General features: G+C 73.7%; 12 protein-coding genes. 3 read left to right on the plus strand and 9 right to left on the minus strand.

Annotation, left to right across the window (positions count from 1 at the left end):
- Positions 1-9 precede the first annotated feature (9 nt).
- Positions 10-1,176, plus strand: coding sequence for an XdhC family protein (locus tag OG552_RS28580; RefSeq protein ID WP_329137765.1), 1,167 nt, complete (start codon positions 10-12; stop codon positions 1,174-1,176).
- 79 nt (positions 1,177-1,255) lie between these two features.
- On the opposite strand, the gene OG552_RS28585 is transcribed toward OG552_RS28580, so the two are convergent.
- The 6 genes from OG552_RS28585 to OG552_RS28610 all read right to left on the minus strand — a co-directional run bounded on the left by OG552_RS28585 (position 1,256) and on the right by OG552_RS28610 (position 9,785).
- Positions 1,256-3,235: a sigma-70 family RNA polymerase sigma factor gene (locus OG552_RS28585; RefSeq protein WP_329137766.1), complete on the minus strand. Its 1,980-nt coding sequence runs from the start codon at positions 3,233-3,235 to the stop codon at positions 1,256-1,258.
- A 195-nt stretch (positions 3,236-3,430) separates the two neighbouring features.
- Positions 3,431-4,837 (minus strand): cellulose binding domain-containing protein, encoded by a 1,407-nt coding sequence (locus OG552_RS28590; RefSeq protein WP_329141219.1) that lies wholly within the window; start codon positions 4,835-4,837, stop codon positions 3,431-3,433.
- A 79-nt stretch (positions 4,838-4,916) separates the two neighbouring features.
- Positions 4,917-6,473 carry a beta-N-acetylhexosaminidase gene (locus tag OG552_RS28595; RefSeq protein ID WP_329137768.1) on the minus strand — a complete coding sequence of 519 codons (1,557 nt, stop codon included), beginning with the start codon at positions 6,471-6,473 and terminating at the stop codon, positions 4,917-4,919.
- A gap of 121 nt (positions 6,474-6,594) precedes the next feature.
- The gene (locus OG552_RS28600) at positions 6,595-7,467 is read right to left on the minus strand and encodes a carbohydrate ABC transporter permease (RefSeq protein WP_443071059.1); all 873 of its coding nucleotides are present in this window, start codon (positions 7,465-7,467) and stop codon (positions 6,595-6,597) included.
- Entirely contained in the window at positions 7,464-8,432 is a 969-nt protein-coding gene (locus tag OG552_RS28605; protein ID WP_443071061.1) for a carbohydrate ABC transporter permease, read from the minus strand. Before OG552_RS28605 ends, OG552_RS28600 begins: the two co-directional genes overlap by 4 nt.
- A gap of 60 nt (positions 8,433-8,492) precedes the next feature.
- Complete coding sequence (locus tag OG552_RS28610) at positions 8,493-9,785, minus strand: extracellular solute-binding protein (RefSeq protein ID WP_329137769.1); 1,293 nt, start codon at positions 9,783-9,785, stop codon at positions 8,493-8,495.
- A gap of 252 nt (positions 9,786-10,037) precedes the next feature.
- Between OG552_RS28610 and OG552_RS28615 the strand changes: the two genes are divergently transcribed.
- Positions 10,038-10,889: a GntR family transcriptional regulator gene (locus OG552_RS28615; protein ID WP_329137771.1), complete on the plus strand. Its 852-nt coding sequence runs from the start codon at positions 10,038-10,040 to the stop codon at positions 10,887-10,889.
- Positions 10,890-10,911: 22 nt separating this feature from the next.
- Here the strand turns inward: OG552_RS28615 and OG552_RS28620 are convergent, their stop codons facing one another.
- Together OG552_RS28620 and pdxR are read right to left on the minus strand one after the other, a co-directional pair.
- Positions 10,912-11,841 carry an SAV_915 family protein gene (locus OG552_RS28620; protein ID WP_329137773.1) on the minus strand — a complete coding sequence of 310 codons (930 nt, stop codon included), beginning with the start codon at positions 11,839-11,841 and terminating at the stop codon, positions 10,912-10,914.
- Positions 11,842-11,884: 43 nt separating this feature from the next.
- On the minus strand, positions 11,885-13,408 hold the full coding sequence (pdxR, locus tag OG552_RS28625; protein WP_329137774.1) for a MocR-like pyridoxine biosynthesis transcription factor PdxR: 1,524 nt from the start codon (positions 13,406-13,408) through the stop codon (positions 11,885-11,887).
- Positions 13,409-13,436: 28 nt separating this feature from the next.
- Between pdxR and OG552_RS28630 the strand changes: the two genes are divergently transcribed.
- Positions 13,437-14,288: a methyltransferase domain-containing protein gene (locus OG552_RS28630; protein ID WP_329137776.1), complete on the plus strand. Its 852-nt coding sequence runs from the start codon at positions 13,437-13,439 to the stop codon at positions 14,286-14,288.
- Positions 14,289-14,543: 255 nt separating this feature from the next.
- Here OG552_RS28630 and OG552_RS28635 read toward each other — a convergent pair whose 3' ends face one another.
- Entirely contained in the window at positions 14,544-15,530 is a 987-nt protein-coding gene (locus OG552_RS28635; protein WP_329137778.1) for an oxidoreductase, read from the minus strand.
- Between the last annotated feature and the right edge of the window lie 76 nt (positions 15,531-15,606).

Raw genomic sequence — 15,606 nt, forward strand, 5'->3', positions numbered from 1 at the left:
TGAGCCACCATGCTGGACATCGCGGAAGAACTGCACCGCTGGTGCCTTCGCGGCCGGCCGTTCGCGGTCGCCACCGTCGTCGCCACCGGCGGCAGCGCGCCGCGGCAGCCCGGCGCCGCGCTCGCCGTCGACGGTGCGGGCACCGTGATCGGCAGCGTGTCCGGCGGGTGCGTCGAGGGCGCCGTCTACGACCTGTGCCGGGAGGCACTGGACGGCCACGGTCCCGAGACGCTGCTGGAGCGCTTCGGCTACTCGGACGAGGACGCCTTCGCCGTGGGTCTCACCTGCGGCGGCGAGATCGACATCCTCATCCAGCGGATCGACCCCGCGGCCCGCCCGGAGCTGGTCCGGGCCCTGGCCGCCGCCGCCTCCGGGGAGGCGGCGGCAGCCGCCCGGGTCGTCGCCGGCCCGGCGGAACTGCTGGGCCGGGCGCTGCTGGTAGGGGAGGGCGACGGCTGGGAAGGCTCGCTCGGCGACCCCCGCCGGGACCGTGACGCGGCGGCGCAGGCGCGGGCACTGCTGGCGGCCGGCCGTACCGGCACGGTGGAGATCGGCGCCGACGGCAGCCGCTGCGGGGAGCCGGTCACGCTGCTGGTCGAGTCGAGCGTGCCGCCGCCGCGGCTGCTGGTGTTCGGTGCGATCGACTTCGCCGCGGCGCTGGTACGGGCCGGGAAGTTCCTCGGCTACCGGGTGACGGTCTGCGACGCCCGGCCGGTCTTCGCCACCGCGCGGCGCTTCCCCGAGGCGGACGAGGTGGTCGTGGACTGGCCGCACCGCTACCTGGACGCGGAGGCCACCGCCCAGCGGATCGACGGCCGTACCGCGGTCTGCGTGCTCACCCACGACGCGAAGTTCGATCTCCCGCTGCTGGAGCGGGCGTTGCGGCTGCCGGTCGCCTACGTCGGCGCGATGGGGTCGCGCCGCACCCACCTCCAGCGGCTCGACCGGCTGCGGGAGAACGGCGTCACCGAACTCGACCTGGCCCGGCTCCACTCCCCGATCGGCCTCGACCTCGGTGCCCGCACCCCGGAGGAGACGGCCCTGTCGATCGCCGCCGAGATCGTCGCCTTCCGCCACGGCGGCTCCGGCGCCCCCCTCACCGGGGCGACGATCCCCATCCACCACGACACCCCGCCGGCCGCCCTGCCCCGCCGGACCGGCGACGCGGTGGCGTGAACCTGCCGGCCGCCTCAGGCCCGGCCGCCGGCGCCTCGGAGGTCGGCGCCCCGGAGGTCCGCTGCGAGCGTCCGGACTCCTAGCGTGCCGCCTCGAAGGCGCGTCCCGCGGGCGTCTCGGAAGGACCGCTGTGGAAGAGCCCGCTGCTCGGCTTGGAGTCGTCGGCCCCCAGACCGAACCAGGCGTACCGCTGGAGATACGGCAGTCCGTCCAGCATCTTGGTGGCCGCGGTGACGAAGGCGGCCTGCTGCTGGTCGGTCGGGAAACGGGTGCCGTTGGAGAAGTCGATCAGGGCGAACTCGGTCAGCCAGATCGGCTTGTGGTAGCGGTTGTAGACCGCCTGGAGATACGACTTCAGCTGGGCGACCGCGTTCGGCGTGGTGAAGTCCCCGCCGTACCAGTGCAGCGTGATGAAGTCGACGCGGTATCCCTTGGCCTTCGCGCCGGACATGAACGTGTCCAGCCAGCCGCCGGGCGTGTCCCCGCCGTACGCCACCGCCGGGCTGCCCAGCACCTTGCCGGTGTCCATCAGCTGCGGCCACAGCGAGAGCGCCTTGTCCGCCGACATGTTGGACTGCGCGGCCATGTCGGGCTCGTTGAAGCCCAGCAGATACGGGCCGGCCGCCTTCGCCTGCGCCAGCGTGCCGGAGTTGACGCTGTCCGCGCCCCAGATCATCGGGACGAAGCCGGGGCCGCTGATGCCGCTGTGGGTGGTGGACCAGGTGTAGAACCAGCCCGCGCCTGACCGGTCGAGCGCGGTGTTCACCCCGTTGAAGGACCACACCCCCACGCCCTTGCGGACCGAGGAGACCGGCGCAGCGGGTGGTGGGGCGGGGGCCTTCCTGGGCGCCCGGGTGGCGGCCTTGGCGGCCGGCTTCTTCGTCGGCGGTTTCTTCTTCGACGGACTGGGCGAAGGGGAGGCGGTGGTGGGCGCCGGGGCAGTGGTGAGCCGCAGGGTCGGCGACGGCCGCGGGGAGGCGGTGGCCTGCGCGACCGGCGCCGGGCTGCCGGCGGACAGGTGGACGGCGAGCAGGGTGCCGGCCGCGACCGCCGCGACAGCGCCCATCGCGGCCGCCGGCACGCCGAACGGGCCGCGCAGCAGCCGCGGCCGGGCCCGCCGCAGCCCGTGGGCTCCGCGCCGGGCACCGCTGCGCACCGGGGGGTGCGGGTGCGCGGCGGTGCCCGGGGCCGCCGGGGAAGCGGCCGGGGAGGCCGGCGGCGGGGCCGCGGGGGAGTGGGCGGGCAGCGGGCCCAGGCCCGGGTGGGGCGTGGCGAACGGGAGGCCGACCGGCACCGGCAGCATCGGCAGCCCGCTGAGCAGCCGGTCCATCGGCAGCAGCACGCCGCCGACCCGGCCGCAGACCTCGCAGCCCCGGACGTGGCGGGCGAACCGCTTGCGCCACAGCGGGCTGGGCACGCCGTCCCAGCCCACGGCGAGCTGGTGCAGGTCGGGGCACTGCTCGGCGGCGCCCAGCACCCGCACCACGGTCCTGGAGGTCTCCAGCTGCTCCTTCATCCGCTGGACCTTCACCGCCGCGTGCTGCCGGGTCAGGCCCAGCGCGTCGGCCAGCTCGGAGCGGCCGATGTCACCGGTCTCCTCCAGCCACCACAGCGCCAGCAGCGGACGGTCGTCGGGGTCCAGCCAGCGGGTGGCCTCGGCGATCTCCCGGCGCTGGTCGGTCAGCCCGAGCCGCAGGATCGTCACCGAGGCGAAGTCGGAGGCCGGGTCGGGTATCAGCTCGGCCGTGTCCAGCGCGGTCTGCTGGTGCCAGGACGCCTTGCGGGCCTGCTCACGGTCGCGCACCTGCCGTACCGCGATCGCCACCAGCCAGGACCGGAACGCCGCAGGGTCGCGCAGCTCACCGAGCCCGCGCACCACCCGCAGCAGCGTCTCCTGCACCACGTCGTCCACGTCGTCGTGCCCGTCCAGCGCCCGACCGACGATGTTGTAGACCAGCGGCAGGCACTCCGCGACCAGCAGGTCCAGCGCTCGCTGATCGCCCGCCCGTGCCGCGACCACCATCCCGGGGTCAGGACCGACCCGATCGCCTGCGCGCATCACTGCTCCATCTCGCTCGCGTTCTCTGCCCTCGGACAGGAGACGCTCCCACGATCTGCGGATAACAGAAAAGCACGGCGCCCGGAGCGGCCGACCGCCCGCACCCGGGTGCGCGGGGTGCGGGCGGCGTACCGGCGGCGCGGCGGCGGTGCTGCGGCGGTGTTGCCGCGGTGGGCGGAAACCGGGCGGCGGGGGTCAGCTCGCCGGGACGGTGTCCTTGAAGGCGGTGCCGGCGGCGCGCAGGCCGGAGACGGCGGACTGGACCTGGGCCGGGGAGAGCACCTGGTCCTTGACGAAGTAGACGTAGTCGACCCGCTCGTTGTACGAGCGCGAGGTGGTGCCGGTCTGGCCGGCCAGGTCGATCAGCCAGTGGTTGAAGTCGATGAACTGGCCGCCCTCGGGCAGGTACGGCTCGCCGTGGGTCGCCACCACCTGGCCGTCGATGAAGTACGTGACGCTGGTGTTGTCGATGGTGATCTGCAGGTCGTGCCAGCCGTCCAGGCTCCCGTACTGCTGGCCGTGGGTGTTGACCGCGTTCCAGGGGTCCGGGTTGTACGTCTCCCAGGTGGTCTCGTACATGATGTTCTGGGTCTCGCCCCAGCCGCCGTTGGGCAGGTACTCGAAGTCCTGCTCGCTGTAGTTCGGGTCCATCGGCGCGTTCAGCGGTGTGAAGTTGAAGAAGGTCTGGTTGACGTGGTCGCCGTCCGGGCCGCCGTCAGGGGTGTCGTCGAACTTCACCCGGGCCGCGTAGGTGCCGTTCTTGAACTTCTGCGCGGTGGTCTGGATCTCGGTCTCCCGGGTGCCGGCCGCGGTGCCGTCGGTGGTGAGCTTGAGGTTCATCACCTTGCTCGACCCGTCGGTGACGAAGGTGACGTCGCCGGGCGCCCAGGTGGCTCCGGCCACCCCGGGGCCGCCCTGGCCGGACTTCACCGTCCAGCCGTGCTGCCCGATCGCCGCGTCGGAGCTGGTGGTGTAGCTGAAGTCGTCGAAGAGCGTGGGCCCGTCGGGCGTGCCGCCGCCCGGACTCGTCGGCGGGGTGGTGGGGGGCGTGGTGGGCGGCGTCGGGTCGTTGCCGGCCGGCGCGGTGCCGTACACCACGGCTCCGCTGTCCTGCACGGTCACCTTCGGCCAGTTCGCGTAGGAGGTCTGGGCGCCGTTGAAGGAGTAGTCGTCGGACTGGGTGATGGTCTGCCAGTCGGCCCGGTAGAACCGCAGTTGCAGGTCACCGGTGTTCTGGCCGGGGGCGAGCGAACCGGCGCCCGAGGTGAAGCCGACCTCCAGGTAACGGTCCGCGGTGGCCGTCGGGTTGGCGAGCGTGCCGAACGTCCCGGTGACATTGGCGCAGCCCTTGACCGCCCATGAGCAGGCGAAGCGGTAACTCACCCCAGCGCCGTCGGACGTGAAGTAGTACCGCACGGTGACCCGGCTGAGCGGCACCGTGGTGCTGCCGGTGTTGGTGACCTCCAGCCATGGCTCGGCCTGGTCGGCGGTGGCGCCGGAGGCGCTGGTGCGGTACTGGGCGGTGAGCGAGTCCTGCGCCGCGGACGCGGGCAGCGCGGTGAGCGCGGCGCAGGCGAGGCCGGCGGCCGTGCACACCGCCATCGCGGTGCGCACCCTGGTGGGTACGCGGAACTTTCCTGACACGGTGATCCCTTTCGACAGTGGGGTTTTGGCGGGGATGTCAGTGCGAGGTGGTGCGGGGAAGGGAGCCGGTGCGCGGCTGCGCGGTGGCCCGGTGGCGGACGCCCAGCACCGCGAGGCGGTCCTCGTGGTGCCGGAGAGCGGGAAGGAAGTCGGTGGCCCAGTCGCTCGCCGGGTTCCAGGCCCGGTCGGCGAGCGCGCACAGCCGGGGGAACGCCAGGTACTCGATCTGGCCGGGAGTGCGGGCGAACTCGGTCCACAGCTGCGCCTGCGTACCGAGCACCCGGGCGGTGGCAGCCGGCTCCCAGGACGGCGGCGCCGGCTCACTGTGGTGCACGGCGTGCAGATCGACCACCGCCCCGGCCTGGCCGAGCGGTTCGCCGGGGTCGTCCGACTGCGGATAGTCCAGATACGTCGAGCGGTGCGGCGCCATGACCACCTGGTGGCCGCGCCGGGCAGCCGCCAGCCCGTGATCGGCGTCCCGCCACGGCATCACGGTGAACTCCGGCGGCAGCGTGCCGCCGTCCTCCGCCCAGCACAGCGGCCGGCGCCCGGCGTCCAGCAGGAACTCCCCGATCCGGCCGAGGAACCAGCCGCGCAGCAACTTCGGCGCCGCGAGCCCCAACTCCGCGGTGCGGGCCAGCGCCCGCGGGCTGGTCTCCCACTCGATCACCGGGCACTCGTCGCCGCCCACGTGCACATACGGCGAGGGGAAGACGTCAAGCACCTCGCCGAGCACCGTCCGGCAGAAGTCCAGCACCTCGTCGTGGACGCCGAACACCGTCTCGCACACGCCCCACTCGGTCCACACGTCCAGCTGCCGCCCGGGGACGTTGCCCAGCTCCGGGTACGCCGCCAGCGCCGCCCGGGCGTGCCCCGGCATCTCGATCTCCGGCACCACGGTGATCCCCCGCTCGGCCGCGTAGGCCACCAGCGAGCGCAGTTCCGCCGTGGTGTAAGCGCCAGCGTGCGGCCGGGAGTCGAACCGGCCGCTGCCGGCCCGGCCCAGCATCGACCGGGCCCGGGACCCGCCGACCCCGGTGAGCCGCGGATACGCCGCCACCGGCATCCGCCAGCCCTGGTCGTCGGTGAGGTGCAGATGCAGCACATTGAGCTTGTGCAGGGCCAGCAGGTCCACCAGCCGCCGCAGGAAGGAGACCGGCTGGAAGCGCCGGGCGACATCGATCATCACGCCGCGCCAGCCGAACCGCGGCACGTCGGTGATCTGCACACAGGGCATCCGCCACGGCACCCCCGCCACCGGCCGCCGTGACAGTGCTTCGGGGGGCAGCAGTTGGCGGATCGTCTGCACCCCGTGCAGCAGCCCCTCGGGCCGGGCGGCGCGCAGCAGCACCGCGTCGGGGCCGACGGTCAGCCCGTACCCCTCGGCGCCGAGACCGCCGAGCTGCGGGTCGACGGTGAGCACCACGGTGCCGGCCGGGGAGGGCCGCAGCGGCAGCCCGGTGGCCGGGGCGAGCAGCGTCCGCAGCAGCTTGGCCGCCGCCATGGCGTCGCCGTCGGCCCGTACCGTCGTGTTCTCGTCGAAGGTGAACCGGCCGGGCAGCCGGGCCAGATGGGTGGGGTGCGGAATGATCACAGCGGTGGTCTCCAGATGCCGGGGGAGCGGCGGGCGGGGGCATGCGACACGGAGCGGTGGCGCCGGGCAGTGGCGGACGGCAGGCCGGTACGGGCAGTACGGCCGGTACGAGCGGTGAGCGTCAGCCCTTGACGGCGCCCGCGGTCATGCCGGAGGTGACCCGGTTCTGCAGCAGCAGGAAGACCACCAGGACCGGCAGCATGAAGAGCGTGGAGGCGGCCATCGTGGCGCCCCAGTCGGTGCCGAAGACATTGCTGAACGAGGAGAGCCAGACCGGCAGGGTGCGGGCGTCCTGGTTCTTGATGATCAGCGTGTTGGCGAAGGCGAACTCGTTCCAGGCGGTGATGAAGCCGAAGAGCGAGGTGGACAGCAGCCCGGGCGCCAGCAGCGGGAAGGTCACCCGGCGGAACGCCTGCGGCCGGGTGCACCCGTCGACCTGCGCGGCCTCCTCGAGTTCCACCGGGATCGCGGCGAGGAAGCCGCGCAGCGTCACGATGGTGAAGGGCAGCGTGGTCATGAAGTAGATCAGGGTGAGCATCGACAGGCTGTCGAGCAGGTCGACGTCCCGGGCGATCACGTACACCGGGATCAGCAGCGCCTCCCAGGGCGCCATCTGGGCGGTGAAGACCAGCAGGATGAAGGCCCGGCGCCCCCGCCACCGCATCCGCCCCACCGCGAAGGCCGCCAGCAGCGCCACCACCAGGGACATCAGCACCGCGCCGAGCGTGACGGTGAGACTGTTGCGCCAGAAGGTCCCGAAGCCGTCGGCGTCCACCGCGGTACGGAAGTGCGCGAGCGTGGGGTGCAGCGGCAGGAACGACGGGTTGTCGGCCTGGATGTCGGAGGTCGGCTTCAGCGCCGTGATCAGCATCCAGTAGACCGGGAAGGCGGTGACCGCCAGGGTGAGCAGCGCCGCCAGGTTCAGCGGCAGCCGCCGCAGCGCCCTGCCGGTGGTCCGCCGGCGGACCGGAGGACGTACGGTTCCGGTGGTCACAGGGCGCCCTCCTGGCGGAACATCCGGCGCAGGTTGAACACCAGCGCCCCGAGCAGGATCAGCACGGTCAGCGTGGAGACCGCGGAACCCAGGTCGTACTTGTGCAGTGACTGCGCGATCTGGAAGGCGTAGACCGGCAGCGTGGTGGTCGCGCCGTCGGGGCCGCCCTGGCCGATCACCCAGATCTGGGTGAAGCACTTGAAGCACCAGATCACTTCGAGCGAGGTGATCAGCGCGAAGAGCGGCCGCAGCATCGGGAAGGTCACCAGCCGGAAGGTCTGCAGGGCGCCCGCGCCGTCGATCCGCGCCGACTCGTACAGCTCGGCCGGGATGGTGGTGAGCCCGCCGTAGAGGGTCAGCGCGGCGAACGGCACCGACTGCCACACCACCAGGGCGACCAGGATGCCGAAGGTGGAGCCGCCGTGCGCGAACCAGGTGTAGTCCCGGAAGGACGTGAAACCCAGCTTCACCAGCAGCCAGTTGACCACTCCGAAACGGGACTGGAAGAGCCACTGGAAGATGGTGGTCGCCGCGATCACCGGGGTGGCCCAGGTCAGCACCAGCGCCGTCATCACCGCCAGCCGCATCCGCCGGCCGAGCCGGATCAGCATCAGCGAGATCAGCGTGCCCAGCACCATGATCAGCGCCACGTTCAGCGCGGTCCACCACAGGGTCCGCCGCACCACCGTCCAGAACTCCGGATCGCCCAGCACCTCGCGGTAGTTGGCGAAGCCCGCCAAGCTCGCGCCGCCCCGGATCAGCTCGCCCAGTCCGAAGTGCTGGAAGGACATCACGGTGTTGCGGACCAGCGGATAGCCCAGCAGGAAAGCCGCGCCCAGCACGGTCGGCGCGACCAGCAGATACGGCCAGGCCGCGGCGGCGATCCGGCGCCCGCGCCGCCGTGGCCGCGCCGCGGGCGGATCGGTTGCGGCCACCTGAGGGGCGGCGGAAGGAGCGGTGAGCACGGCGGTCTCCTGCGGGTTCAGGCGGACGGTGAGGTGGCGGTGGCCCGGGGTGTGGAGCGGTCAGGAGGCGGTGTTGAGGGCCTTGGTGATCGCGTCCGACGCGGTCTTCGCCGCGGCGTCCGGATCGGCGCCGGTCAGCACCTGCGTCATGTACTGCTTGATCGGGTTGTTGGCCTCGACGGCGGCCCAGTTGGGGGAGTTGGGGGTGGCATGACCGTTGGCCGCGCCGACCGCCATCACCGAGGCGCCCGGGTTGCCGGCCAGCACCCCGGCGAGCGAGGTGCGGTTGGGCACGTAGCTCATGGTCTTGGCCATGTCGGTCTGCCACGTGGCGCCGGCCAGGGCCCTGACCACTTCGTACGCCTGCGCCTGGTGCCGGGACGCCTCGGGGATCACCAGGTCGGAGCCGCCGGTGAAGACCGCGCCCGGTTTGTCGGCGGACTTGCCGGGGATCGGGAAGAAGCCGATCTTCCCCTTCATCGCCGGATTGGCCTTGGTGATCGCGTCCGCGCCGCCGGGCACCGAGATGATCTGCGCGCTCCTGCCTTTGGCGAAGACGTCCGCCTGCGGCGGCTTCGCCTCGTCGGAGTCCTTGGGGCCCTTGCCGAGTGCCTGCAGCTGTTTGTAGAAGGCCATGCCCGCCTTGGCCTGCGGGGTGTCCAGCGTGCCCTTCCAGCTGCCGTCGGCGCCCTTGACCGCCAGGTCGCCGCCCTCGTCCCAGATGAAGCCGGCCAGCGCGTACCAGGTCTGACCGGTCAGGTAAATGCCGTCGTCGCCACCGGTGTTGAGCTTGGTGGTGTCCGCGATCCACTCGTCCCTGGTCTTCGGCGGGGTGGTGATGCCGGCCTTCGCGAAGAGGTCCTTGTTGTAGATCACCACCCGGTTGGCGGCGTACCAGGGGATGCCGTACTGCTTGCCGTCGATCTTCCCCGGCTCGGCGAGGCCGGGTATCCAGTCGGCGCCCTCCAGATCGGCGACCTTGCCGGTGAGGTCCTTCACCCCGCCGCTGGCCGCGTACTGGGCGACCTGGGTGTTGCCGACCTCCATCACATCGGGGGCGTCCTTGCTGGCGAGCGCGCTGGTGATCTTCTGGCCGATGCCGTCCCACTCCTGGATCTGGATGTCCAGGGTGGTGCCCTTGTGGGTGGCTTCGAAGTCGGTCCTGAAGCGGCTGAGGAAGGCGTCGGACACGCTGTCGCGCATGATCCACACGGTGAGTCCGGCCGGTTTGGCGGCGTCGGCGCCGTCACCGGCGCCGTCGTCGGAGGAGCCGGACGAACCGCAGGCGGTGAGGCCGGTCAGGCAGGCGGCGAGGGCGAGTGCGGCGGCGCCGGGGAAGAGTCTGGATCTCACGGAGAAGTCACCTCGGAGGGAGCGGCGGAACTTACCACTTCACTGACTGGTCTGGTTCTGGTGAGAGAAAGTGGCATAGACCAGTGAGGGCGTCAAGGGTGTGCGTCGGGTCATGTTCCCGCTCGTATACGTCGGTTGGCCGCTGTGACCGTGCGGTTCTTCCGCCGGGAGCGGCGCCGACGGCACTGGCGTACTGGTCAACTTGTGGTTAACCTCGGCTGGACGGCACGGCAGCGGAAAGGGACACATGTCATGGGCAGGGAGCCGGTGCGCTCGGCGCTGAAACGCGAACGGGTCCGCGACCACCTGATGGAGCTCGTGGAGTCACGCGACCCCGGCGACGCGATCCCGTCCGAGCGCACCCTCTGCGACCAACTCGGCGTCTCCCGGCCGACGTTGCGCTCCGCGGTCGACGAACTGGTCACCACCGGGCTGCTGGTGCGCGAGCACGGCCGCGGCATGTTCGTGGCCCGCGCCAAGATCACCCAGGAGCTGGTGCCGGACGCCAGCACCCACCGCCTGCCGCAGGCGTCCGGCAGTTGGGCCAGCCAGGTGCTGGAACTCACCACGGTCCAGGCCGGCGCCCGCGTCGGCCGCAAGCTGCGGATCTCGCCGGCCGCCGAGATCACCTACATCGCCCGGCTCCGGCTGGTCGACGGTGAGCCGATGGCCATCGAGTACCTGCACGTGCCGGCCGGCCTGGTCCGCGGACTGCGCCCGGCCGACATGGAGTCCGGTGACTTCTACGACCTGCTGCGCGACCGCCATGGGGTGCGGGTCCACGAGGCGGTCCAGTCGATCGAGCCGACCGTCACCAACGAGGAGGAGGCCCGGCTGATCGGTGTCCCCGTCCTCTCCCCTGCGCTGCTCTTCGAACGCCTCACCAGGGACGACACCGGACGGCCGGTCGAGTACGTGCACTCCGTCTACCGCGGTGACCGCTACCGCATCGTCTCCCGCCTCGCGCTCGGCGACGGAGCCCCGGCCGGCCCCGCGGGCCTGCCGGACGGAGGCCGCCACCATCCCGGTATTCCGCCGGGCGACCTCGCCGGGCGCGGGGAGGTGTCGGCCCAGATGGTGGGTGATGTGCAGCCGGCCGACTGACCAGGGTGCTTTACGGGGGGCTTTACGGGGCGGTGCCGGCGCGCTGCTGCTTCTGCGGGACGTGCCCGCACGGCTCGGCCGGCGCGGGCTCGGACCAGGAGGCCGGCGGCCGGGCGGTGAGCACCGGGTCGACGGTCAGATGCGGGGCACCCAGCGGCTCGGCCATCCGCCGCAGCGCGGCCTCGGAGAGCCGGATCCACGGCTGCGTCGGCCCGAGCACGGACCGCAGCCGCTGGTCACTGGTGAAGGCGACCGCCGTCCTGGTCCCGAACGGCGTCCGCCACAGCCGCACCACGGCCCCGGCGGGCCCTTGCTTCACCGGCACATACAGCACCCCACCCCGCGCCGGCACCGCCTCTTCCGACCCCCGGCCCAACACGGCTTCGCCTCCGGCGGGGACAGCGGACACCTCGTCAGCGGGGGTCCCTGCGGGCGCCGTGGTGGTGGTCGCGCCGAGCAGGTGGTGGGTGGGGGTCGCGGGCGTGCCGCTGGGCGTGGGCGTGGGGGTGGCCCCGTCGTCGGCGAGGGGCACGGTGCCGGCCGCGGCGGCGGTGGTCGCGCTGATCAGGTGGTGGGCGGACGTTGCGCCCGTCGGGGTGCGGTCGTGGGTCGCGGGCACCTCGTCAGCGGGGGTCGCTGCGGGGGTCGCCGTGCTGGGGGCCGTGGGCGTGGGCCCGGCCGGTGTCCCGGTGGTGGCCGCGCTGATCAGGTGGCGGGTGGGGGTCGCGGGCGTGCCGCCGGCCGTGGTGGTGGTGCCGGCTTCGCCGGGGGTCGCGCTGCTGGGGGCCGCGGGCGTGGGGCCAGCGGTGGCCCGGTCGTCGGCGTGGCGTTCGCCCGTCGGGGAGGCGGCGGGGGTCGCCGTGCTGGGGGCCACAGGCGTGGGGGCCGTGGGGGTGGGAGGTTTGCCGGTGGTCGGCTCGCCGGGGGGCGGCTGGTGCTGGCTTACCTGCATGGGGCAACCGTAACGCGGCGGGCGGGCGACGCGTACGGCGTGCTCAGCCGGTGGACGGCGCGGAGCGCCCCGCGCTCAGGAGCTCCGACCGGGCCGCACCCACCTCGGCGACCGCCGAAGCGAGCACATCCGGGCTGTTGGCGGCGTAACCGAGCACCAGCCCCGGCCCCCCCGGCAGCTGCCGGTGCCAGGAGAGCGGCTGCACCTTCACCCCCCGATCGAGTGACGCGGCCGACAGTGCCAGGTCCGAGACGGAGTCCTCGGCGAAGGTGACCGTCAGATGCAGCCCGGCAGCCGCGCCGTGCACCACCGCCCCCGGCAGGTACCTACGGATCGCCGCCGTCATCGCGTCCCGGCGCGACCGGTGCCGCCGCCGCAGCAGCCGCAGCTGCGCCTCCAGCACGCCCGACTCCATCAGCCGGGCCAGCACCAGCTGCGCGAGCACCGCGTTGCCCAGGTCGGTGAACCGTTTCTCCGCCACCAGGGCGTCGTGGTACGGCGCCGGAGCCAGCACCCACCCGAGCCGCAGCGCGGGCGCCAGCACCTTCGAGACGCTGCCCGCGTAGCAGACCCGCCCCGGCAGCGCCGCCCGCAGCGCGGCCACCGGGGGCCGGTCGTAGCGGTGCTCCGCGTCGTAGTCGTCTTCGATGACGAGCCCGCCCTCCTCCGCCCACGCCATCAGCTGCCGCCGCCGCGGCCCGCTGAGCACCACCCCGGTGGGGAACTGGTGCGCCGGGGTCAGCAGCACCGCGCGCGCCCCGGTGGCCCGCAGGGCGTCGACCCGGATGCCCTCGGCGTCCACCGGGACCGGCGGCGTCGCGGGCAGCACATGCCGCAGGTGCTGGCGGACGCCGAGCGAGCCGGGGTCCTCGACGGCCACCTCGCGTACGCCGTGGGCCGCCAGCACCCGGGCCAGCAGCGTGAGCGCCTGCGCGGTGCCGGCCACGATCACCACCTCGTCCGGGTCGGCGGCGACACCCCGGAAGCGGGCCAGCCAGGCCGCCACCGCCCGCCGCAGCTCGTACGCGCCCCGCGGGTCGCCGTACCCGAAGCCGCCCGCGGCCAGCCCGGCCAGCACAGCGCGCTCGGCCCGCAGCCAGGCGGCCCTGGGGAAGGCACTCAGGTCGGGCACGCCGGGGGAGAGGTCCACCCGGGAAGGCGCGGCCCGCAGCGTGTCGAAGACCTCCGGCCCGGGCGGGAACGCGGTGAACGGCCGGGCGCGGTCAGCGTGTTGCTCCCCGCCACCGCCGGCCGCCGCCTCGGGTGCGGCGAGTACGACGGTGCCGCCGCGCCCGCGCCCCGCCACATGGCCGTCCTCCGCGAGCCGCCGGTACGCCTCGGTCACCACGCCCCGGGAGACCCGGAGTTCGGCGGCCAGCTGCCGGGACGGTGGCAGACGGCTGCCGACCGGCAGCCGTCCTTCGGCGATGGCCGAGCGGAGCCGGGCCGTCAGCCAGCCGGCCAGCCCGCCCAACGGCGCTTCGGCGGACCGCAGTTGCAGGAAGTCCGCGCCGACGTCCGGGTCCGTTGTGGACCTGTCGGCCGCGTCGTCTTTGGACCTGTCCACCGGACCGTTCTCCGGCGAGGCTCGCCGTGTGACCACCGACCACGTACTCCATCCCGTGCCAGGCACCGCAGTTGACCACGTACCCGGCTACGTCCACGGTTACTCGGACCGGGAGACCCGCCGGCTCACCGGCCAGGCGGTCACACTCGCCGCGCTGCTGCACCGCGGCATGTCCTGGCCGGCCGGCAGCACCGTGCTGGAAGCGGGCTGCGGGGTGGGCGCGCAGACCGCGCACCTGACGGCGGCCGGCCCGGGCGCGCGGATCGTGGCCGTCGACCTGGACGCGGAGTCGCTCGCGGTCGCCAGGGCCCGCACCCCGGCGGCGGACCACCCGGTGGGGTGGCTGCGGGCGGACGTGGGCCGGCTGCCGTTCGCGGACGGGGCCTTCGACCATGCCTTCGTCTGCTTCGTACTGGAGCATCTGCCGCACCCCGCAAGGGCGTTGGCCGAACTGCGCCGGGTGCTGCGGCCCGGCGGCACCGTCACCGTGATCGAGGGCGACCACGGCTCGGCCTTCTTCCACCCGGCGGGCGCGTACGCCCGGGCGGTGGTACGGCACCAGGTCCGCCTCCAGGCGGCGGCCGGCGGCGACGCACTGATCGGCCGGCGGCTCGGTCCGCTGCTGACCGCCGCCGGCTTCTCCGCGGTGACCGTCGATCCCTTGACGGTGTACGCGGACCGGACCCGGCCGGCGCTGGTCGAGGGCTTCACCCGGCAGACGTTCACCGCGATGGTCGCCGCCGTCCGGGAGGCGGCGGTGGCCGCCGGGCTCACCACCGCCGCCGATTTCGACCGGGGCGTCGCCGAACTGCGCCGCACGGCGGAGGGGGACGGCACGTTTCTCTACACCTTCATGAGGGCGGTGGCCGTCAGCCCCTGAACTCGCCCCGCTCCAGCAGCGGCCCGAGGGCCTCACCGGCCCGGGGCGCGCGTGCGGTTGGCACCGCCGGGCTGCGCCGTCTCGCTTCCCGCCGCCGCGGCGGAATGAGGTCCCGGGCCCGTGGCGGGGGCGGCTCGCCGTGCGGGGGCGTGGTGTGCCCTCCCGGCCCCGGCCCCCGCGTGCGGTTGGCACCGCCGGGCCGCGCCGTCCGGCTTCCCGCCGCCGCGGCGGACCGCGGGAGGCGGTGGGGGCGGGTCAGGGGAGGCGCGCGGGGGTGGGGAAGTCGTAGTGGGTGGTGGTGAGGGACTGGGAGATCTCCCAGAGGCGGGTGGCGGTGGGGCGGTGGCGGGCGTGGGGGGAAGGGGGGAGGACCGCGGGGGTGCCGCGGAGGCCCGAGAGGTGGCGGGGGGCCAGATACGTGGCCCCCGGGAGCCCGGGGAGGGTCGCCGCGCAGAGCGTCGGGAGCGCACCCGTGCGGGGCCCGACCGCGAGCAGCGCGTTGGGCAGGGCGAGCAGGGGCCGCAGCACCCCCGGGCGCCCCGCGGTGAGCAGCGACGTCGCCGCGTAACCGGGATTGACCGCGTACGCCCGCAGCGCCAGCCCCGCCGCCTGGGCCCGCCGGTCCAGCTCCCCTGTGAAGAGCAGGTTCGCCAGCTTCGACGTGCCGTACGCCCGCAGCCGCCGGTAGTGCCGCCGCGACTGCAGATCGCGGAAGTCCAGCCGCCCCACCGCGTGCAGCGCGCTGCTCACCGTCACCACCCGCGCCGCCGTCGCCGCCGCCAGCGCCGGCAGCAGTCGCCCGGTCAGCGCGAAGTGCCCGAGGTGATTGACCCCGAACTGCAGCTCGAAACCGTCCGCCGTGGTCTGCCGCGACGTCGCCATCACCCCGGCGTTGTTGATCAGCAGGTCCAGCGCCGGGTACTCGTCCAGGAACCGGTCGGCGAAGTCCCCCACCGACCCCAGATCCGCCAGGTCCAGCCGGTGGACGTCCACCCGGGAGCGCGGCGCCGCCTGCCGGATGTCGGCCGCCGCCGCGGCCCCGCGCCCGGTGCTGCGCACCGCCAGCACCACGTCCGCCCCGGCCCTGGCCAGCTCCCGCGCGGTCGCCAGGCCCAGCCCGGTGTTGCCGCCGGTGATGACCGCCAGCCTGCCGCCGAGATCCGGGATCAGCCGGGCACTCCAGTCCTCCGGTACGGCGAAGGCGGAACCGAAGAGCGCTGCGTCGGTGCTGTCGGGCGGCATGGCGGCCTCTCGTGGACTACCGGGTCCGTGATGGCTGTTGACGACCGGGCGGGGGTGGCCGGAGGGCGCCGGCGGT

It is taken from the genome of Streptomyces sp. NBC_01476, from assembly GCF_036227265.1.
In the GTDB taxonomy this organism is placed as follows: domain Bacteria; phylum Actinomycetota; class Actinomycetes; order Streptomycetales; family Streptomycetaceae; genus Actinacidiphila.